Raw genomic sequence first — 19,634 nt, 5'->3', positions numbered from 1 at the left:
GGTGACCATGACCGCTCCCCTCGACGATGCCTCGCCAGGCGTCGGCGCCCCACGGGCCGACGCGCTTCGCGCCCAGGCATCCCGTGGTCAGGCACCCCGTGCGGCGCGCGTCGAGGAGCTGCAGGCCCGTATCCGGGGCATGCAGAGCACGCGTCTCGAGACCAAGGCCGTGCCGACGCATCCGGTCTTCGCCGACGTGCTCCCGGGCGGCACCCTCCGCGAGGGCACGATCGTGCAGGTCGAGGGGTCGATGACCCTGCTCATGGCCCTGCTCGCGGGTCCCAGCGCCGACGGACGCTGGGCGGCGATCGTCGGCATGCCCGAGTTCGGCGTCGAGGCCGCCGCGAGGTTCGGCATCGCGCTCGAGCGGCTCGCGCTCGTGCCCGATCCGGGCGACCAGTGGCTCGCCGTCGCGGCTGCGCTCGCAGACGTCATCCCGGTGGTGGCCGTGCGGCCGACCGGGCAGGTCTCCCCCGCCGAGGCGAGTCGCCTGCAGGCGAGGCTCCGCCAGCGCGGCACGACGCTGCTCGTCACCGGCGCCTGGCCGGGCAGCGACGCCAGGCTCGGGGTCGAGGCGAGCGAGTGGCACGGGCTCGAACGCGGGCACGGCCACCTCGTCGATCGCGAGGTCGTCGTGCGGGTCGCGGGTCGCGGCGAGTTCGTGCGCCGTGCCGGGTCGCGTCTTCGGCTGCCGGGGCGGCACCTCGAGTTCGCCTCGATGCCCGAGCCCGTCGTGCCGGTCGTCCCCGTGCGTGCGAGCCCGACGTCCATCGACCCCCGCTCGGGTCCCGGTCGGGCCGCCCCGCCGCTCGGCCTCGTCGGCGAAGCGCGCCGGAGGGCCGGATGATCCCCGAACCCGGCCGCACGATCGTGCTGTGGTGCCCCGACTGGCCGATCCGCGCCGCGCGCCGCGAGGCGGGGCTCGACGAGGGCATGCCGATCGCGCTCATCGCGCAGGGGCTCGTGTTCGCATGCTCGGCCGAGGCGCGCAGGCACGGCGTCGCGCGCGGGCTGAAGCTCAGGGAGGCGCAGCTGCGCTCCCCCGGCCTGCTCGTGCTCGACTACGACGCCGAGCTCGACGTGCGCGTCTTCGAGCCGGTCGTGCGCCGGGTCGAGCAGACCGTGCCCGGCGTGCAGGTCGTCCGGCCCGGCACGCTCGCCATGCGGGCCCGCGGCCCGGCGCGGTACTACGGGAGCGAGCGGGCGGCGGCGTCCGCCCTGCTCGCGACGCTCGACGAGCTGGGGCTCGTCGGCGCGCGCGTCGGCATCGCCGACGGGCCGTTCGCGGCCGAGCAGGCGGCCCGTGTCGGAGTCTCCGGGGCTGATGCCGGGGCCGGCGACGGCGTGCACGTGGTCGACCCCGGGGCATCCGCCGCCTTCATCGCGCCGTTGCCCGTGGGGCTCGTGACCGACCAGCGCACGACGATCCTGCTGAACCGGCTCGGGGTGCGCACGCTCGGCGAGTTCGCCGCGCTGCCAGAGGCCGACGTGCGGCGCAGGTTCGGCGCGGCCGGCGCCTTCGCGCACGACCGGGCCGCGGGCCGTGAGCAGGCACGCGTGCTCGCGCGGACTCCACCGCCCGAGTTCGAGGTCGAGCAGCACTTCGAGCCGCCGCTCGACCGCATCGACCAGCTCGCGTTCGCGTTCCGCGTGAACGCAGAGGCGTTCATCCAACGCATGCGCGACGTGCGTCTCGTGTGCACGGGCCTGCGCATCGAGCTCGACGACGAACGCGGGGGGCACTCGAGCCGCAGTTGGCTGCATCCGCGCTGGTTCACCCCCGCCGACGTGGTCGACCGGGTGCGGTGGCAGCTGCAGGGCTCGGGCACGGCCGACGCGGGGCTCGCGTCGCCGATCGTGCGGCTCCGCGTGATCCCCGAGCGCATCGACTCCACGGGCAACCACGAAGACGGCCTCTGGGGCGGCGGACCCGACGAACGCGTGCACCACGGCCTCACACGCGTGCAGAGCATGCTGGGTCACGACGCCGTCGTGACCGCCTCGGTCGGCGGCGGTCGCATGCTCGCCGACCGGCAGGTGCTCGTACCCTGGGGCGACCGGGCGCCCGAGCGCGCGGCCGGGCGGTCGGGCGACGCCCCGTGGCCCGGCAGCCTGCCGGCCCTCGCACCCGCGAGCGTGTTCCGCGAACGCCGCCCGGTGGCGCTGCTCGATGCCAGGGGCGTCGAGGTCTCGATCGACGCCCGCGGAGCGATCTCCGCGGTGCCCGAGCGGTTCGCGGTCGGTGACGGCGGGTCGGGCGCCGCCCGTCGCACCGACGGCTTCGGAGCCGTGCCCGTGCGAGCCTGGGCGGGTCCGTGGCCCGTCGTCGAGCGCTGGTGGGATCCGAGCGCGGCCAAGCGCGTGCACCGCTTCCAGATCGTCGACGACGACGGCTGCGCGTGGCTGCTCGTGCGCGACGGCGACGGCTGGTGGGCAGAGGCGAGGTACGACTGATGGTGCGACGGATCCCCAGCCGGTCGATCGACGGGCCGTCGAAGGGCCGGTGCCGCTGATGGGCTGGAACAATCCGGGCATCCCGTGGTCGGAGCTCGAACGCAAGCTCTCCGACCGACGGCGGCCGGGGGCGCCCTCGCTCATCGCCGACGGCGGCGACGGTCCGGCGTTCAGCCGCAAGCGGCATCCGTACCGCCCGTCAGCCGACCTCGAAGCGCCGACCGGGCCGGTCGTGCCGTACGCCGAGCTGCACGCGCACTCGACGTACAGCTTCCTCGACGGCGCCTCGGCGCCAGAGCAGCTCGTCGAAGAGGCGCACCGGCTCGGGCTCACGGGGCTCGCCGTCACCGATCACGACGGCTTCTACGGCGTCGTGCGCTTCGCCGAGGCAGCCGAGAGCTTTCCCGAGCTCGAGACCGTGTTCGGCGCCGAGCTCTCGCTCGGCCTCACCGAGCCGCAGATGGGCGCCGCCGACCCCGAGGGCGAGCACCTGCTCGTGCTCGCGAGGCAGCAGGAGGGCTACCACCGCCTCGCGAGCGCGATCACCGAGGGGCAGCTCGCGGGCGGCGAGAAGGGTCGACCCGTGTACTCGCTCGAGGCGCTCGCCGAGCATTCCGGCGGTGAATGGATCATCCCCACCGGATGCCGCAAGGGCATGGTCCGTCGTGCGCTCGCGAGCGGAGGAACGGATGCCGCGTGGCGCGAGCTCGATCGGCTGATCGCCCTCTTCGGGCGCGACCACGTGGTCGTCGAGCTGTTCGACCACGGGCATCCGCTCGACCAGCGGGCGAACGACCAGCTCGCCGCGCTCGCCGAACGTGCGCGCCTGCCGCTGCTCGCGACGAACGCCGTGCACTACGCCACGCCGGGCGAGCACCGGCTCGCGTCGGCGCTCGCCGCGGTGCGCGCCCGGCGCAGCCTCGACGAGCTCGACGGGTGGCTGCCGGCATCCGACGGCCTGCACCTGCGCTCGGGGGCCGAGATGGCCGAGCGGTTCGCGCGCTACCCGGGCGCCGTCGCGCGTTCGGCGACGCTCGCGGCCGAGCTCGGGTTCACGTTGCGCAGTGCCAGGCCGCGGCTGCCGAAGCAGAAGGTGCCAGACGGGCATACGCCCATGAGCTGGCTGCGCGAGCTCACCTGGCGAGGCGCCGCCGAGCTCTACCCCGGCGTGCCCGAGCACGTGCGCGAACGCCTCGCGCGCGAGCTCGACGTGATCGAGCAGAAGGACTTCCCGGGCTACTTCCTCATCGTGCACGACCTGGTGCACGAGGCCCGACGGCGGGGCATCCTCTGCCAGGGGCGCGGGTCGGCGGCGAACTCGGCGGTCTGCTACGTGCTGCGCATCACCGCGGTCGACTCGATCTTCTACGACCTGCCGTTCGAGCGGTTCCTCTCGGCGCTGCGCGACGAGGAGCCCGACATCGACGTCGACTTCGACTCCGACCGGCGGGAGGAGATCATCCAGTACGTCTACGAGAAGTACGGGCGCATGAACGCCGCGCAGGTCGCGAACGTCATCAGCTACCGGCCGAAGGCCGCGGTGCGCGACATGGCCAAGGCGCTCGGCTTCTCGACGGGCCAGCAGGATGCCTGGAGCCGGCAGGTCGAACGGTGGGGCGCCGTGGTCGACAGCGACGACCACGACATCCCGGCACCAGTGGTCGAGCTCGCCTCGCAGCTGCTGAGCTTTCCACGTCACCTCGGCATCCACTCGGGCGGCATGGTGCTCACCGACCGGCCGGTGGGCGAGGTGTGCCCCATCGAACACGCCCGCAAGGAACGACGCACGGTGCTCCAGTGGGACAAGGACGACTGCGCGTGGATGGGCCTCGTGAAGTTCGACCTGCTGGGGCTCGGCATGCTCGCCGCCCTGCAGTACACGTTCGACCTCGTGCGCGAGCACACCGGCGAGACCTGGGAGCTCGCGACCATCCCCAAAGAGGAGGCCGCGGTCTACGACATGCTCTGCCGCGCCGACTCGATCGGCGTCTTCCAGGTCGAGTCCCGTGCGCAGATGGGCACGCTCCCCCGGCTTCAGCCGCGCTGCTTCTACGACCTCGTCGTCGAGATCGCGCTCATCCGCCCCGGCCCCGTGCAGGGCGGCGCCGTGCACCCCTACATCCGGCGTCGCACCGGCGAAGAGGCGGTGAGTTACCTGCATCCGAAGCTCGAACCCGTGCTCGAGCGCACGCTCGGCGTGCCGCTCTTCCAGGAGCAGCTCATGCAGATGGCCGTCGCCGTGGGCAACTGCAGCGCGGCCGACGCCGATCTGCTGCGCCGCGCCATGGGCTCCAAGCGCGGGGTCGAGAAGATCGACCGGCTCCGCGCGAAGCTCTACCAGGGCATGGCCGAGAACGGCATCGAACCCGAGGTCGCCGACTCCATCTACGCGAAGATCGAGGCGTTCGCGAACTTCGGCTTCGCCGAGAGCCACGCGCTGAGCTTCGGCCTGCTCGTCTACGCGAGCTCGTGGCTGAAGTTGCACCACCCGGCGGCGTTCCTCGCGGCGCTGCTGCGTGCGCAGCCCATGGGCTTCTACTCGCCCGCGACGCTCACCGCCGACGCCCGTCGCCACGGCGTCGAGGTGCGCCGGCCCGACATCCTGCGGTCCGGGGTGCATGCGGGACTCGAGCCGCTCGCGCCCGCCGGCGTGCACGGGGCGCCCGCGGCATCCGGACCCACGAGCGACGACGGACGCCGCGAGCCGACCGGCATGCACTCGTGCGTCGACGCCGTGCAGCCGCCCGTCGAGAAGTTCGTGCGCGAGGCGCCCGACCGCTCGGCCGAGCACCGCCGCGACGGCGCCTTCGCGGTGCGACTCGGGCTCGCCGACGTCTCGTCGATCGGTCTCGCCGTGGCCGAGCGCATCGTCGCCGAGCGCGAGGCCAGGGGCCCGTACCGGGACATGGCGGATGTCTCGCGGCGGGCGGCGCTCTCGGCCGAGCAGCTCGAGGCGCTCGCCGCGGCGGGGGCGTTCGCGGGCTTCCGCCTCGGGCGCCGGCAGGCGCTCTGGATGGCGGGCGAGGCCGCGCAGGACCGCGAGGAGTTCCTCGCAGGCTCGGTGGTCGTGGTGCAGCCGCCCCTGCTGCCGATCCTCTCCCCCGCCGAGCAGGTCGTGTACGACCTGTGGGCCACCGGCATCTCGCCCGACGACCACCCGATGCGACACATCCGCGAAGGACTCGACGCGCGCGGCGTGCTGCGCAGCGACCTGCTCCGCACCACCGAGAACGGGCGACGCATCGAGATCGCCGGCGTCGTCACCCACCGTCAGCGTCCGGCGACCGCGAGCGGCATCACGTTCATGAACCTCGAAGACGAGTCGGGCACGGTCAACGTGATCGCGAGCGTCGGCGTCTGGCAGCGTTACCGCAGGGTCGCGAGGGAGGCGCCCGCGATGATCATCCGCGGCATCCTCGAACGCTCGGAGCAGGGCGTGGTGAACCTCGTCGCCGACCGGTTCGAACGGCTCACCGTGTCGGCGCCGTTGCGGTCGCGCGACTTCCGTTAGCCTCGTCCGGTGCCGAACCCGACCCACACCTCCAACGGACCCGACCGCTACGGCGACGACGTGCTCGCCGGCGACTGGCGGGCACGTGGCCGCAAGGTCATCCCGACCGTCGAAGCCGAGCGCGACCTCGTCGTCGAGCTCGCGTCCGACGGATTCTGCGGCGCGGTCGTCGCGGTGAACGCGCAGCACGTGACGCTCGAGGACCGCCTCGGCAAGACCCGCCTGTTCCCACTCGGGCACGGGTTCCTCGTCGACGGCGAGGCCGTGCAGCTCGTGCGCCCCAAGCCCAAGGCCCCGGCCGGTCGGCTGCGCACCGCGTCGGGCTCGTTCGCCGTCGACCCGGCGCAGGCCAAGGCCAGGGTCGCGCTGCCGAGCCGCATCTTCGTCGAGGGGCGGCACGACGCCGAGCTCGTCGAGAAGGTGTGGGGCGCCGACCTCCGCGTCGAGGGCGTCGTCGTCGAATACCTCGAGGGCGTCGACGTGCTCGCCGAGCACCTCGACGAGTTCCGGCCAGGGCCCGGGCGTCGCGCAGGCATCCTCGTCGACCACCTCGTACCCGGCTCGAAGGAGCAGCGCATCGCCGACGCCGTCATGCGCGGCCCCCACGGCGCGAACGTGCTCGTCGTCGGCCACCCGTACATCGACGTCTGGCAGGCCGTGAAGCCCGCGCGGGTGGGCCGCGAGGCCTGGCCGGTCATCCCCCGCGGCACCGAGTGGAAGCACGGCATCTGCGAGGCGTTCGGCTGGCCGCACGCCGAGCAGGCCGATATCGCACGGGCCTGGCAGCGCATCCTCGGCCAGGTGCGCGGCTACGGCGACCTCGAGCCGGCCCTGCTCGCCCGCGTCGAGGAGCTCATCGACTTCGTCACGGCGCCCGCCTGAGGCATCCGCTCGCCTGAGCGACGGCGGGTCTAGACCGAGTACCCGCCGTCGCTGTGCACGAGCTGCCCCGACACCCATCGCCCCTCGTCCGAGACGAGCCACCGCACGAGCCGGGCCACGTCGTCTGGCGTGCCGAGCCGGCCGGTCGGCTGCTGCGCGGTGATCGCGGCGCGGGTCGGGCCATCCATCCATCCCGTATCGACCGGACCCGGATTCACGAGGTTCGCGGTGATGCCGAGGTGCGCGAGCTCGCGGGCCGACGCCGTGATGATGCGATCGAGGGCTCCCTTCGACGCGCCGTACGGCACGTTGCCGACCACGTGGTCGCTCGTGAGCGCGACGATGCGGCCTCCCTCGGCCGGCACCTGCTCGGCGAACGCCTTCACGAGCAGCCACGATCCGCGGGTGTTCACGGCGAAGTGGCGGTCGAAGCTCTCGAGCGAGGTGTCGAGCACGCCGGAGTCGACGCTCTGCGCGTGCGAGAGCACGAGCGCGCTCACGGGCCCGAGGGCCTCGGATGCCGCGGCGACGAGCCGTGCCGGGACCTCGGGGTCCGCGAGGTCCGCGTCGAGCCCGATCGCCCGTGCGCCGAGGGCGCGGAGCTCCCGCTCGAGCGCGGCGGGGTCGCGATCGGGGTCGCCGCCGAGCGGCATCCGTCGGTCGTAGTCGCCGAGGTGGCTGAACGCGACGTCCCAGCCGTCGCTCGCGAGGCCCGTCGCGATCGCCCAGGCGATCGTGTTGCGTCGGCCCGCTCCGGTGATGAGTGCGACAGGTCTGGTCATGCTGCTCCTAGGCGAGGCTGGTGCCGAACGCGAGGCCCAGCACGTAGGTGACGGCCGCGGCGCCGAGGCCGATCGCGAGCTGCCGCAGCGCCCGCTTCAGCGGCGAAGCGCCCGACAGCAGGCCCACGATCGCACCCGTCGCGAGCAGCGCGATGCTGACGAGCACCGTCGCCGTGGCGATCGCGGCCAGCCCGGTCATGCCGAAGAGGTACGGCAGCACGGGGATCAACGCGCCGGAGGCGAAGAAGCAGAAGCTCGACAGCGCGGCGGCGAGCCCGGTGCCGACCGCCTCGTCGTCGTGATCGACGACCGAGAGCGCATCGGTGGGTGCGTGCGCCTCTTCGGCCGCGTGCACACGCGCCACGACGAGCGCGGCGTGCTCGACGGCCTCCTGGGGCTCCATGCCGCGGGCCCGGTAGACGAGGGCGAGCTCGTTCGCGTCGACGTCGAGGTGCGGCAGGGCTTCGCGGGCGGTCGGGTCGGGGGCGGATGCCTCGAGCAGCTCGCGCTGCGAACGCACCGACACGTACTCGCCCGCGCCCATCGAGAGGGCGCCAGCGAGCAGGCCCGCGATGCCCGTGAAGAGCACGACGCCCGGGGCAACGCCCGTCGCGCCGATGCCGAGCACGAGCGCGAGGTTCGAGACGAGCCCGTCGTTCGCGCCGAACACCGCGGCGCGGAACGTGCCGGCCAGGCGGCGTCGGCCTCGCGCCGCGAGCCCGCGCACGACCTCGCCGTGGATGCGCTCGTCGGCGGCCATCGCGGCCGTGGCGTCCGGGTCGGTCGCGTACGGGGAGCGGGCCTCCGCGCGCTGCGCGAGCGCGAGCACGAAGATCGAGCCGAACCGTCGCGCCAGTGAGGCGAGCATGCGGGTGCGCAGGTCGGCGCGGGGCACGCCGCCGTCGTCGCCGCCCAGCAGCTCGAGCCAGTGCGCCTCGTGCCTGCCCTCGGCGGCGGCGAGGGCCAGCAGGATCTCGCGTTCCTCGCCCTCGCGGCGGGCGGCGAGCTCTCGGTAGACGGCGGCCTCGGCGCGCTCGGCGGCGAGGTAGCGGCGCCATCGCGTGCGATCCGCGGAAGTGCCCTTGATCGGCTCGTCGGTCATGGGTGCTCTCCTCCGTCGTCACGGGCGCGCGGGCGGGGTGGAGGCCGCCGGGTCCCGCGCCATCGCGCGGCCGCGGTCGCGGCCGACGTTCACGCTATCGGTCGGTCCGGCGCGATCGGCGTGATTCCGCGGGATTGACAGCATTTCGGAGCGCCGAACGGCGGATGCCGCCGCAACCGAACGGCGGATGCCGCCGCAACCGAACGGCGGATGCCGCCGGCAACCGAACGGCGAGGGGACTCAGCCGACGAGCTTGTTCCATCCGTCGCCGTCGACGTGCTCGAAGATGAGGTTGGTCTCGGTGTGGGCGACGGCGGGATGGCCCGTCAGGTGCGCGAGCACGAACTCGCGCAGCTCTTCGGCATCGCGCGCGGCGACATGCAGCAGGTAGTCCTCGGCACCGGCCATGTGGTACACCGACAGCACGCCGGGCAGGTGCGGCACCTGCTGGCGGAACGCGTCGATCTCCGAGCGGTCGTGCTTGACGAGTCGGATCGCGATCAGCGCCTGCAGTGAGACGCCGAGCGAGGCGAGATCGACCTCGACGCGGTATCCCCGCACGGTGCCGAGGCTCTGCAGTCGGCGCAGGCGCAGCGAGACCGTGGACTCGGCGACCCCGACCTCGGACGCGAGTGCGGCACCGGAGGCGCGGGCGTTCGTCGAGAGCGCCTGCAGCAGGGCTCGGTCGACGCGATCGAGTTCGGGCTTCTCGGCCATGGGGGTGCCTCCAAGGGTCGGGTTGCCGGACCTCTCGCCGAGCGGCCCGTCCCCGAATCATACGAGGCCGTGCGCGCGCGGCCCGCCAGATGACGGCGCGACGGGCGCTCGCAGCGGGCGCCTCCGTCTACACGCGCGTCGCGGGCGGGGCATCCGTCACCGGCTCGACGTGCGGATTTCGGATGCCGAACCAGGACACCAGCCCGCCGATCACGAGCGACACGGCGACCGCGAGGGCCGTGCGACGGTACCCCGCGACGTCGAGCTGCGACCCCGCCACGACGCCGATGCTCGCCACGGCCACGAGCCCGGCGATACGTGCGACGGCGTTGTTCACGGCCGAGCCGATGCCGGCGTGCACCGGATCGACGGCGCCGAGGATCGCGGCCGTCAGGGGTGCCACGGTCATCGCCATGCCGAGCCCGATCACGAGGATTCCGGGCAGGAACTGCCACCAGTAGACGAACGCGTCCTGCACCGCGAGCGTCAGCAGGTATCCCGCGCCGACGATGATCGGTCCCGCGGTCATGAAGAGGCGCGGGCCGAGCCGCCCCGAGAGATCGCCGAACCTCGAGCCCAGCAGCACGAGCATGATCGTCGGCGGGAGGGTCGCCAGACCGGCCATGGTCGCGCTGAGTCCGCCCGACTCCTGCAGGAAGATCGTCATCGCGAACGGGCCGAGCGTGAACGAGGCGTAGATGAACACGGTGGCCAGGTTGCCCGCGGCGAAGTTGCGTCGGCCGAAGAGCCCGAGCGGGAGCATCGGATGCCGCGAGCGACGCTCCTGCAGCACGAACAGCACGAGCGAGACGAGTCCGACGACGAGCGGCACGGCCACCACGGGCGACGCCCACCCGTAGCGCGACTGCTCGATGAGTGCGAACACCGTGCCTGCGAGGCCGATCACGCCGAGTGCCGCACCCAGCCAGTCGATGCGGACGCGTTCGGTGCGGGGCTCGTCGCGGCCGAGCGGATGCATGAGCACGAGGGCCACCGCGATCGGCAGCACGTTGATCCAGAACACGAGTCGCCAAGATGCGAGGTCGACGAGCACGCCGCCGAGCAGCGGGCCCACGAGGAATGCGGCGGTCGTCCAGGCCGTCCAGCGACCGATCGCATGGCCCTGGGCGGCCGGCGCGAACGTCGCGATGATCAGGGCGAGCGAGCTCGGCACGAGCAGGGCCCCCGCCGCCCCCTGCAGCGCGCGCGAGACGATGAGGAACTCGCCCGTGGGCGCGATCGCGCACAGCACCGACGTGACGGCGAAGCCCCACAGTCCGATGCGGATGATGCGCAGCCGTCCGAACGAGTCCGAGAGCGAGCCCGCGAGGAGGATCAACGAGCCGAGGGTCAGGAGGTACGCGTCGACCGCCCACTGCTGCAGGGCGAGACCGCCGTCGAGGTCCTCGGCGATCGACGGCAGTGCGACATTGATGACGGCGCCGTCGAGGAACGCGATGAACGAGACGATGATCGCGACCGTGAGCACGCGCGTGGTGCGGTCCATGCCGCCATGCTGGCAGATCGAGGGCGGTTCGCGCTCGCGCGGCGCCGCGAGGGCTCAGTTGCGCCCGAGGCGCCGACGCAGCAGTTCGATGCGCGCCTGCAGCTGCGTCACGGTCGCCTGCGCGACCGCGGGGCCGCCGCACACGCGCCTGAGTTCGGCATGCACGAGCGAGTGCGCCTCACCGGTGTGGCGCGCCCAGAGCCCGACGAGGCTGTTCAGCAGCGCCCGCTGCTCCTTCAGGGTGCGGTAGAGCGCGACCGGCTCGGGGTTCTCCTCTTCGGTGACCTGCTTGCGCCGCTCTCCGGCACGCCGCGACTGCCGCGCCTGGCGGTGGCGGAGCAGCTCGGAGACCTGTTCGGGCTCGAGCAGGCCGGGGATGCCGATGAAGTCGAACTCCTCGTCGCTGCCGGGCTCGGCGAGCGTGCCGAACTCGGTGCCGTCGTAGAGCACGCGGTCGAACGAGGCATCCGACTCGATGGCCTGCCAGGTGCCGAGCTCGAGTTCTTCGGAGGCGCGCTCCTCGCGGTTCGCCGATTCGAGCAGGCTGTCGTCGAGCCCGTCGTCATCGGCGTCGTCGCCGCCCCGCCGGTCGAGGGCGTGATCGCGCTCGAGCTCCATCTGCGAGGCGAGCGCCATGAGGATCGGCACGTTCGGCAGGAACACGGATGCCGTCTCACCGCGCCGGCGAGCACGCACGAAACGCCCGATCGCCTGTGCGAAGAAGAGCGGGGTCGAACTGCTCGTGGCGTAGACGCCCACGGCGAGGCGCGGCACGTCGACGCCCTCGGACACCATGCGCACGGCGACCATCCACCGACGGGTGTTGCCCGAGAACTCCTCGATGCGCGCGCTCGCCTCCTTCTCGTCGGAGAGCACGACCGTGACCGGTTCGCCGCAGATGTCCTCGAGGATCTTCGCGTAGGCGCGCGCGACGGTCTGGTCGGTCGCGATGACGAGTCCGCCCGCGTCGGGGATGCCGTGTCGCACCTCGGTGAGGCGCCGATCGGCCGCGGCGAGCACCGCGGGGATCCACTCGCCCGTGGGTTCGAGTGCCGTGCGCCAGGCCGACGAGGTGATGTCCTTGGTGTTGTCCTCGCCGAGCCTCGCCTCCATCTCGTCGCCGGCCTTCGTGCGCCAGCGCATGTGGCCCGCGTAGACCATGAACAGCACCGGACGCACGACGCCGTCGGCGAGGGCCCGGCCGTAGCCGTAGGCGTAGTCCGTCTGCGAGAGGCGCACGCCGTGCGCGTCCTGCTCGTACTGCACGAACGGGATCGGCGCGGTGTCCGAGCGGAACGGGGTTCCCGTGAGCGAGAGGCGCTTGGTCGCGGGATCGAAGGCCTCGCGGATCGCGTCGCCCCATGACAGCGCGTCGCCGCCGTGGTGCACCTCGTCGAGGATGACGAGCGTGCGGCCGGAGACTGTGAGCTCGCGGTGCAGTGCGGGCCGCATCGCGACCTGCGCGTACGTCACCGCGACGCCATGGAAGTGCCGCGCGATGCTGCCGTGCGCGTTGCGGAACCCCGGGTCGAGTCGGATGCCGGCGCGCGCCGCGGCGTCGGCCCACTGCCGTTTCAGGTGGTCGGTCGGGGCCACGACCGTGATGCGGTCGATGATGCGCCGGGAGCGCAGCTCGGCCGCGAGGCGCAGGGCGAAGGTGGTCTTGCCTGCGCCCGGTGTCGCGGCTGCGAGGAAGTCGCGGGGCAGGTCGGCGAGGTACTGCTCGAGGGCCTCGGCCTGCCAGGCGCGGAGCTTGCTCGCAGTGCCCCACGCCGCGCGTTCGGGGAAGGACGGGGAGAGGTGCTCGGCGGCCGAGGTACCCGGCTGGGCACCGGAAGGGGTCGCTGTGCTCACTGGATTCGAGGGTAGTCGAGCCCCCCGACATCTTCGAAACCGAGGTTCAGTCGACGGTGCCCGACTGCCGCGCGCCGAGGGCCGCCCGACCCGGATACGCGAGTGCCGCGGCCGCGCCGATGAACGCGATGGCCGCGAGCACGGCGAACGCGGCATGCAGGCCGGCGAGCTGCCCGGTGGAGGCGTCGCCCGAGCCTCGGCCGATCGCTGCCGCGGCACCGGTCGAGAAGGCGACCGCGACCGAGGTCACGATCGCGATCCCGAGTGTGCCGCCGATCGTGAACGACGTCTCCTCGAGCCCAGAGGCGGCACCGGCATCGTCGTCATGCACGCCCGTGACGGCGGCGATCTGCCCGGCCACGAACGCACCGCCCATGCCGGTGCCGAAGACGAGCAGTCCGCCGACCAGCAACGGCAGGGCCGACCCGTCGGCCGGCAGCAGGGTGAACGATGCGCACGAGACGCCCAGCATCGCGAGGCCGACGACCGCGACGGGCCGTGGACCCGCGCGGGACACCAGCGACTGGCCGACGGCTACCGCCACGATCGAGCTCACGGTCATCGCCGCGAGAGCGAGGCCGAAGACCATCGCCGAGAGACCGAGCGTCCGCTGCAGGTACACGGTCGTGAGCGCGAGCAGGCCGTCGACCGCGATGCCGCCCGTGAGCACGACGACGTTGCCGATCACCACCCCGCGTGCGCGCAGCAGCCGTGCGGGCAGGATCGGGTCGTCGCTCCGCCGCTCGACGACGCCCAGCACGGCGGCGAAGGCCGACGCGCCGACGAGCAGCGCCCAGGTCTGCGCGGCCCATCCCGCCCGCGAGAGCTCGAGCAGGCCGGCCGTCAGGAGCACGAGCGTCGCCGACACGAGGAGCCCGCCCGGCAGGTCGAACGGGCGGCGCTCGCCGCGGCGCGACTCGGCCAGCAGCCGCGGCGCGAGCACGACGACCGCGGCGCAGACGGGAACGTTCACGAGGAACACCCACGGCCAGCCCGCGGTAGCCGTGACGAGTCCTCCGAGCAGCAGTCCGACGGTCGCGCCGAGCCCCCCGAGGCCGCCCCAGATGCCCAGCGCACGGTTGCGCTCCGGCCCCTCCGGGTACATCACGAGGAGCAGTGCGAGGGCGGCCGGGGTCAGGGCGGCGGCTCCGAGCCCCATGACCGCCCGGGCGGCGATGAGGACTCCCCCGGTCGTCGCGAGGCCGCAGACGAGGGACGCGAGTCCGAACACGGCGACGGCGGCGATGAACGTCCGCCGGCGACCGAACACGTCGGCCATGCGGCCGAACGGGAGCATGAACCCGGCGACGACGACCCCGGAGACGGTCACGACCCAGACGAGGGCGGCCGGGTCGAGGCCGAGATCGTCGCCGATCCGGGGAAGCGCGGCGAACAGGCTCGTCGAGTCGAGCACCCCGAGGAAGAACGCGGCGCACAGGAGCGCGAGCGCGAGCGGGCGCCGCACCCCGACGGTCCCTCGAGGATCGGACATCAGCCCGCGCCCGCGGCGCCCACGGTCGGGTCGGGCGTGCGATCGGCGTGCGGGTGGACGGGCTCGGGCAGCGGGAAGCATCCGATGATCCGCGGCAGCAGCTCGCGTCGACCGTGCACGGTCAGCACGCCCTCCCGTCGGGCATCGTCCACGGGTCGGCCGAGGTAGAACACGGGCGCGAGCGAGGCGCCGGCACCGACGCCCGTGCCGGCGCCGAGTTCGAGGTCGACCTCGGCATCGTGGTCGCGTTCGACGCTCAGCGTACGGTCGGCGATGGCGCCGACGAACCGCTCGCCGCCGACGGTCACGGCGAATCGAGCCACGACCCCTTCCGCCGACGCGGGGTCGAAGTTCGTCAGGAGCGAGAGCGCGAACGACGCCGGACTGAGCGGTCGTGACGGATCGATCGGCGTGCGGGCGCCCCACCTGCCCAAGCCGAGCACGACCTCCCGGAGTTCCGCACCCCAGGGTGTCAGCTCGTACACGTCGACCGGCGTCGGGGGCGGCAGGCGCCGCTTCCGGATCACTCCGCTGTCGCCGAGCTCGGCCAGTCGGGCGCCCAGCACGTTGGTGCTGATGCCGGGCAGCGCGGTCGCGAGGTCGGCGTACCGCTTCGGGCCGAGGAGCAGTTCGCGCACGACGAGCAGGGCCCAGCGCTCGCCGACGAGGTCCATCGCCCGGGCGACGCCGCACGAGTCCGAGTAGGTTCGCATACCCGTGAGTCTTGAAGAACAAGTGACCACTTGCAAAGAAAGAGTGCCATTCGTCCGCATCGATCTCGCCACCGGCGCCCCACGAGGTGCTCGACGGGTTGGCAGAATGGAGGACATGGTCACGCAGCAGCACCCCTGGTCCAGGTACGTCGCGATCGGCGACTCGTTCACCGAGGGCATCGGCGACCCCGAGCCCGGCGTTCCGGGCGGCAACCGCGGCTGGGCCGACCGCGTGGCCGAGGTCCTGAGCCAGGGCACCGAGGACTTCGCCTACGCGAACCTCGCCGTGCGCGGCAAGCTCATCCGCCAGATCATCGACGAGCAGCTCGAGCCGGCCCTCGCGCTGCGACCCGACCTCATCACCATCTCGGCGGGCGGCAACGACGTCATCCGCCCCGGCACCGACCCCGACGAGATCGCCGCACGGTTCGAGTACGCGATCGACCGGCTCTCGCGCGATCACGCCACGATCGTGATCTTCACGGGGGTGGATGTCGGCTTCTCCCCCGTGTTCCGGAGCCTCCGCGGCAAGGTCGCGATCTACAACGAGAACCTGCGCATCGTCGCGAAGAAATACGACTGCATCGTCGCCGACCAGTGGGCCCTCACCGAGATCCAGGACCAGCGCATGTGGGCGCCCGACCGCCTGCACCTGAACTCGCTCGGCCACCACACCGTGGCGCGCATGGTGCTCGAGGCGCTCAACGTCGAGAACTCGCTCGAACCGTCGAGCCCCGAACCCGTGCCCGACTCGACGTGGCGCCAGGCGCGCGTCGAAGACCTGTCGTGGGCACGCGAGTACCTCGTGCCGTGGGTGCTCCGCCGGGTGCGGCACCAGTCCTCCGGCGACTTCATCACGGCCAAGCGACCGGATGCCGGTCCCTACTCGGTCTCGGACTGAGCCGACTGCTCGTCGAGCGCCCCGGGGTTCGTGAGCCGCCACCAGGCTCCGGGGTCGGTGAGCGTCGCGTCGAGCACGAGCGGCACCGTGATCTCCTGGGATCCGGCGCGCACGATCGCCGTGCCGACCTCGTCGCCGCGATCGGCCAGCGTGATCGGTTCGGAGTGCACCTCGACATCGACGGGCGTGTCGTTCCAGACGACGAGCGTGGCCCCGTTCGCGGCGCGTGCGCGTGCGGTCTCGCCCCACGGCGTGTCGTACTCGGCGAGCACCTGGTTCGCCGCGAGCGGGGCGACCTCGTGGAATCCGGGGGCGATGGAGTCGAGCATCGCGGCGATCGCGTCGTCGATGACCGCGTGGCTCTCGCCGCCGAGCAGCACGCCGACCACGGTGACCGTCGACGCCCCGACGGCGTAGTCGGCCGTGAAGAGCAGGTTCGCCGCGTCATCCGTCGTGCCGGTCTTCATGCCGTCGACGCCGTGCGTGCCGAGCAGCTTGTTCGAGTTCGTCAGCGTGCCGAGCTCGGGGATGTCGACGCTCTTCGAGGCGACGATGGCGGCGATCGTCGGGTCTTCGAGGGCGATCTCGCCGAGCCGCACCATGTCGGCGGCGGTGCCGACGTTGTCGTCCGAGATGCCGCTCGAGTCGACGACGTGGGTGTTCGCCAGCCCATGCTCGGCGAGCCACGCATTCGCCTGCTCGGCCAGTGCCGCCTCGGAGCCGAACGCCCAGTTCGAGAGCGAGACGCCGTAGTTGTTGCCCGACGGGATGAGCAGGGCCTCGAGGCTCTCCTTCAGCGTCAGCGTCGCGCCCGCCTCGACCGGGGCGACCGAGCCGTTCTGGGCGATCATATCCCAGTAGATGTCGACGTCGGCGTCGGTGTATTCGATGTCCGGCCCGTTCTCACCCTCGGGGATCGGATGCTCGCCGAGGATCGTGAGCGCGGTGATCACCTTGGTGATGCTCGCGAGCGCCATGGGCGTCTGGTCGTTGCCCGCGGCGAGCAGCCCGTCGAAGCCGACCGCTCCGACCGCGTAGGCGCCGAATCCCGGCAGCACGAGTTGCTGGGCGGCTGCGGCGACCGGTTCGGGGTCGTCGACCAGCGGCGAAGCGGCCGGGATCGGCGCGCCGAGGGCGTTCGAGGTGTAGACGCCCGCCGTGGTGAGCAGGCCGAGGAGCACGGCTAGGGTCGTGAAGACGACGATGCGCCGCCTGCGGTACACCCGCGCGCTCGGGCGCTGCTTCGCCTCGGTCTCAGTCATGCTCGCCCCGGGGGTGCGCGGGCAGTGCGTAGAGCACCACGGCTGCCGCGGCGGCGACGTTCAGCGAGTCGACACCGTGCGCCATCGGGATGCGCACGACTTCGTCGGCAGCTTCGAGGGCCGTGCGGCTGAGGCCGTCGCCCTCGGCGCCGAAGACGAGCGCGAGCCGTTCGGGCGCCTCGGCCGCGAGCCGCTGGAGCGGGATCGAGCGGTCGGCGAGGGCGAGGGCCGCGATCGTGAAGCCCGCGCCGTGCAGCAGGTCGACCGCCTCGCCCCACTCGGGAAGCCGGGTCCACGGCACCTGGAAGACCGTGCCCATGCTCACGCGCACGCTCCGTCGGTAGAGCGGGTCGGCGCAACGGGGGCTCACCAGCACCGCATCGGCGCCGAGCGCCGCGACCGAGCGGAAGATCGCCCCGACGTTGGTGTGGTCGACGATGTCCTCGAGCACGACGACGCGTCGTGCGCCCGCGAGCAGTTCGGCGGGGTCGGGCAACTCGGGCCGTTCGAACGCGGCCAGGGCGCCCCGGTGCACGCGGTAGCCCGTGATCGCCTCGAGCTGATCGGCGTCGGCCAGATGCACCGGCACGTCGAACGGCGCGAGCTCGGCTTCGAGGCCGGCGAGCCACTTCTCCTCCATGAGCACCGAACGCGGACGGTGACCGGCCCGGATCGCTCGCGTGATGACCTTCGCGGACTCGGCGATGTACAGGCCGTTCGCGGGCTCGTGCGCGCTGCGCAGCGTGACATCCGTCAGGCTCGCATAGTCGGCGACGGCGTCGGATGCCGCGTCGCGGACTCGTTCGATGTGCATGGTCCTCCCAGACTGCCAGTCGCCGAAACAATCCCGAAAACCGACGCGAATAGAATCAGACGATTCGAAGGGAGAACCGGTGACATCCGACCTCGAAATCCCCGTGCGCGGCGACGCGGCCATCGACCGAGCCATCGAGGTGCTGCGCGGAGCGCGTCTGGCGGTGCTCACGGGCGCCGGGCTCAGCACCGACTCGGGCATCCCCGACTATCGCGGCGAGGGCGCACCCGTGCGTACCCCGATGACCTTCCAGGCGTTCCTGGCTTCCGAGGGCGCCCGCAAGCGGTACTGGGCCGGCAGTCACCTCGGTTGGCGGGCCTTCGGCGCGGCTCGGCCGAACGACGGCCATCGGGCGCTCGCGGCCCTGGAGTCCGCGGGCATCGTGAACGGGCTCATCACCCAGAACGTCGACGGCCTGCACCGCAAGGCCGGCAGCCGACGGGTCGTCGAACTGCACGGAGGCATGGACCGGGTGCTCTGCCTGACCTGCGGGCAGCAGTTCGCCCGCGAGGCCATCGCCGACCGGCTCGCCGCGCTCAATCCCGATCTCGAGGTCGAGGGGGCGATCCGCACGAACCCCGACGGCGACGTCGAGGTCGACGACGCCGCGTCGCTGGTCATCCCAGAGTGCACGGTGTGCGGCGGCATCCTGAAGCCCGACGTCGTGTTCTTCGGCGAGTTCGTGCCCGTCGAGGTGTTCGAGGCTGCGGCTTCGATCGTGCGCGGGTCCGACGTGCTGCTCGTCGCGGGCTCCTCGCTCGTGGTGAACTCCGGCATGCGGCTCATCGAGCTCGCACGGCGGCGGCGCATGCCGATCGTCGTCGTGAACCGCGGCATCACGAAGGGCGACAGCCGCGCAGCCGTCAAGGTCGACGCAGGCACGAGCGAGACGTTGACCGCGTTCGCCTCAGCGCTCATCGGCTGAGAAGCCGACGGGCAGACGCGCCGGCGCGCACCGACAGGGCCGTCGCGTGCGCGCCGATCGGCGTCATGGCTCGTCGTCATCTGCCAGAGTGTGAGGATGACGAACGCCGCACTCCCCCGCACCGCGTCGACCCGACTCGCGCTCGTGCGTCACGGCGAGACGGACTGGAACGTGGCGCGCCGCATCCAGGGCGCGACCGACATCCCATTGAACGACGCCGGCCGTGCGCAGGCCGTCGCCGCCGCGATGTCGCTCGACGAGGTCGAGTGGCGGGCCGTCTACTCCAGCACGCTCTCGAGGGCGGTCGAGACCGCCGAGATCATCGCCGCCGAGCTCGGGCTGCCCGACCCCGTCGAGGTCGCCGAGCTCGCGGAGCGCAGCTACGGCGTGCTCGAGGGACTCGACCACGGGGGCCGCGCCGCGGTCGAGGCGCAGGCGGCGACCATCGACGGCCTCGAGCCGCGATCGGCCGTGATCAGCCGCGCACGTGAGGCGCTCGTCGAGATCGCGGCCGCGCACCCGGGCGACGACGTGATCGTCGTGACGCACGGCGGCGTGATCCACGCGCTCATGCTCGACCTCAGCGGTTGGACCCTGCCGACGGCCGACTACGTGATCGGCAACGGCTCGGTGCACGACGTCGTGGTCGACGGTGCCGAGCTCACCCTGGTCATGCCCGGTGCGGTGTCCGGCACCGAGGGCTGAGCGCCAGACCAGG

16 protein-coding genes are annotated in these 19,634 nt (G+C 72.6%); 7 read left to right on the top strand and 9 right to left on the bottom strand.

Annotation, left to right across the window (positions count from 1 at the left end; translation table 11 throughout):
* Window positions 1-7: 7 nt before the first annotated feature.
* From BM342_RS11175 to BM342_RS11160, 4 genes are read left to right on the top strand one after another with little or no spacing between them, the layout of a single operon-like run.
* Window positions 8-847 carry a hypothetical protein gene (locus tag BM342_RS11175; RefSeq protein WP_092965702.1) on the top strand — a complete coding sequence of 280 codons (840 nt, stop codon included), beginning with the start codon at window positions 8-10 and terminating at the stop codon, window positions 845-847.
* Window positions 844-2,454, top strand: a complete 1,611-nt coding sequence (locus BM342_RS11170; RefSeq protein WP_092965700.1) for a DNA polymerase Y family protein — start codon at window positions 844-846, stop codon at window positions 2,452-2,454. Before BM342_RS11175 ends, BM342_RS11170 begins: the two co-directional genes overlap by 4 nt.
* 58 nt (window positions 2,455-2,512) lie before the next feature.
* Entirely contained in the window at window positions 2,513-5,965 is a 3,453-nt protein-coding gene (locus tag BM342_RS11165; protein ID WP_092965698.1) for an error-prone DNA polymerase, read from the top strand.
* A 9-nt stretch (window positions 5,966-5,974) separates the two neighbouring features.
* Complete coding sequence (locus BM342_RS11160) at window positions 5,975-6,847, top strand: DUF3097 domain-containing protein (RefSeq protein WP_092965696.1); 873 nt, start codon at window positions 5,975-5,977, stop codon at window positions 6,845-6,847.
* 29 nt (window positions 6,848-6,876) lie between these two features.
* Here BM342_RS11160 and BM342_RS11155 read toward each other — a convergent pair whose 3' ends face one another.
* From BM342_RS11155 to BM342_RS11125, 7 genes are all read right to left on the bottom strand, one after another.
* The gene (locus BM342_RS11155; protein ID WP_092965694.1) at window positions 6,877-7,629 is read right to left on the bottom strand and encodes an SDR family oxidoreductase; all 753 of its coding nucleotides are present in this window, start codon (window positions 7,627-7,629) and stop codon (window positions 6,877-6,879) included.
* Window positions 7,630-7,636: 7 nt separating this feature from the next.
* Window positions 7,637-8,731 (bottom strand): VIT1/CCC1 transporter family protein, encoded by a 1,095-nt coding sequence (locus BM342_RS11150; protein WP_092965692.1) that lies wholly within the window; start codon window positions 8,729-8,731, stop codon window positions 7,637-7,639.
* 240 nt (window positions 8,732-8,971) lie between these two features.
* On the bottom strand, window positions 8,972-9,448 hold the full coding sequence (locus BM342_RS11145; RefSeq protein WP_092965690.1) for an Lrp/AsnC family transcriptional regulator: 477 nt from the start codon (window positions 9,446-9,448) through the stop codon (window positions 8,972-8,974).
* Window positions 9,449-9,575: 127 nt separating this feature from the next.
* Window positions 9,576-10,955, bottom strand: coding sequence for an MFS transporter (locus BM342_RS11140; RefSeq protein WP_092965688.1), 1,380 nt, complete (start codon window positions 10,953-10,955; stop codon window positions 9,576-9,578).
* A 54-nt stretch (window positions 10,956-11,009) separates the two neighbouring features.
* Complete coding sequence (locus tag BM342_RS11135) at window positions 11,010-12,809, bottom strand: DEAD/DEAH box helicase (protein ID WP_255368690.1); 1,800 nt, start codon at window positions 12,807-12,809, stop codon at window positions 11,010-11,012.
* Window positions 12,810-12,855: 46 nt separating this feature from the next.
* Window positions 12,856-14,301: an MFS transporter gene (locus BM342_RS11130; protein ID WP_177232137.1), complete on the bottom strand. Its 1,446-nt coding sequence runs from the start codon at window positions 14,299-14,301 to the stop codon at window positions 12,856-12,858.
* On the bottom strand, window positions 14,301-15,014 hold the full coding sequence (locus tag BM342_RS11125; protein ID WP_092965682.1) for a winged helix-turn-helix transcriptional regulator: 714 nt from the start codon (window positions 15,012-15,014) through the stop codon (window positions 14,301-14,303). Before BM342_RS11125 ends, BM342_RS11130 begins: the two co-directional genes overlap by 1 nt.
* A gap of 115 nt (window positions 15,015-15,129) precedes the next feature.
* On the opposite strand from BM342_RS11125, the gene BM342_RS11120 reads away from it, so the two are divergent.
* Window positions 15,130-15,915 carry an SGNH/GDSL hydrolase family protein gene (locus tag BM342_RS11120; protein WP_092966815.1) on the top strand — a complete coding sequence of 262 codons (786 nt, stop codon included), beginning with the start codon at window positions 15,130-15,132 and terminating at the stop codon, window positions 15,913-15,915.
* Here BM342_RS11120 and BM342_RS11115 read toward each other — a convergent pair.
* Both BM342_RS11115 and BM342_RS11110 read right to left on the bottom strand, forming a co-directional pair.
* Window positions 15,897-17,177 (bottom strand): D-alanyl-D-alanine carboxypeptidase family protein, encoded by a 1,281-nt coding sequence (locus BM342_RS11115; protein ID WP_092965680.1) that lies wholly within the window; start codon window positions 17,175-17,177, stop codon window positions 15,897-15,899. The genes BM342_RS11120 and BM342_RS11115 overlap by 19 nt on opposite strands.
* Entirely contained in the window at window positions 17,170-17,991 is an 822-nt protein-coding gene (locus BM342_RS11110; protein WP_092965678.1) for a TrmH family RNA methyltransferase, read from the bottom strand. The genes BM342_RS11115 and BM342_RS11110 overlap by 8 nt, the downstream gene beginning before the upstream one ends.
* A gap of 79 nt (window positions 17,992-18,070) precedes the next feature.
* Here BM342_RS11110 and BM342_RS11105 point away from each other — a divergent pair, with 79 nt between their 5' ends.
* Window positions 18,071-18,916, top strand: coding sequence for a Sir2 family NAD-dependent protein deacetylase (locus BM342_RS11105; RefSeq protein WP_255368687.1), 846 nt, complete (start codon window positions 18,071-18,073; stop codon window positions 18,914-18,916).
* Between the two features lie 96 nt (window positions 18,917-19,012).
* Window positions 19,013-19,621, top strand: a complete 609-nt coding sequence (locus BM342_RS11100) for a histidine phosphatase family protein (protein ID WP_092965675.1) — start codon at window positions 19,013-19,015, stop codon at window positions 19,619-19,621.
* Window positions 19,622-19,634: the final 13 nt, after the last annotated feature.

It is taken from the genome of Agromyces sp. CF514, assembly GCF_900113185.1.
Lineage (GTDB): Bacteria > Actinomycetota > Actinomycetes > Actinomycetales > Microbacteriaceae > Agromyces.
The sequence above is the reverse complement of the archived record's forward strand: the minus strand, read 5'-3'. Positions and strand labels throughout refer to the sequence as shown.

Bases quoted from the DNA above. Each gene is read 5' to 3' on its own strand.
- BM342_RS11100 (WP_092965675.1), top strand. From the start codon at position 19,013: ATGACGAACGCCGCACTCCCCCGCACCGCGTCGACCCGACTCGCGCTC.
- BM342_RS11125 (WP_092965682.1), bottom strand. From the start codon at position 15,014: ATGCGAACCTACTCGGACTCGTGCGGCGTCGCCCGGGCGATGGACCTC.
- BM342_RS11110 (WP_092965678.1), bottom strand. From the start codon at position 17,991: ATGCACATCGAACGAGTCCGCGACGCGGCATCCGACGCCGTCGCCGAC.
- BM342_RS11150 (WP_092965692.1), bottom strand. From the start codon at position 8,731: ATGACCGACGAGCCGATCAAGGGCACTTCCGCGGATCGCACGCGATGG.
- BM342_RS11145 (WP_092965690.1), bottom strand. From the start codon at position 9,448: ATGGCCGAGAAGCCCGAACTCGATCGCGTCGACCGAGCCCTGCTGCAG.
- BM342_RS11155 (WP_092965694.1), bottom strand. From the start codon at position 7,629: ATGACCAGACCTGTCGCACTCATCACCGGAGCGGGCCGACGCAACACG.
- BM342_RS11115 (WP_092965680.1), bottom strand. From the start codon at position 17,177: ATGACTGAGACCGAGGCGAAGCAGCGCCCGAGCGCGCGGGTGTACCGC.
- BM342_RS11170 (WP_092965700.1), top strand. From the start codon at position 844: ATGATCCCCGAACCCGGCCGCACGATCGTGCTGTGGTGCCCCGACTGG.
- BM342_RS11120 (WP_092966815.1), top strand. From the start codon at position 15,130: ATGGTCACGCAGCAGCACCCCTGGTCCAGGTACGTCGCGATCGGCGAC.
- BM342_RS11175 (WP_092965702.1), top strand. From the start codon at position 8: ATGACCGCTCCCCTCGACGATGCCTCGCCAGGCGTCGGCGCCCCACGG.
- BM342_RS11140 (WP_092965688.1), bottom strand. From the start codon at position 10,955: ATGGACCGCACCACGCGCGTGCTCACGGTCGCGATCATCGTCTCGTTC.
- BM342_RS11165 (WP_092965698.1), top strand. From the start codon at position 2,513: ATGGGCTGGAACAATCCGGGCATCCCGTGGTCGGAGCTCGAACGCAAG.
- BM342_RS11130 (WP_177232137.1), bottom strand. From the start codon at position 14,301: ATGTCCGATCCTCGAGGGACCGTCGGGGTGCGGCGCCCGCTCGCGCTC.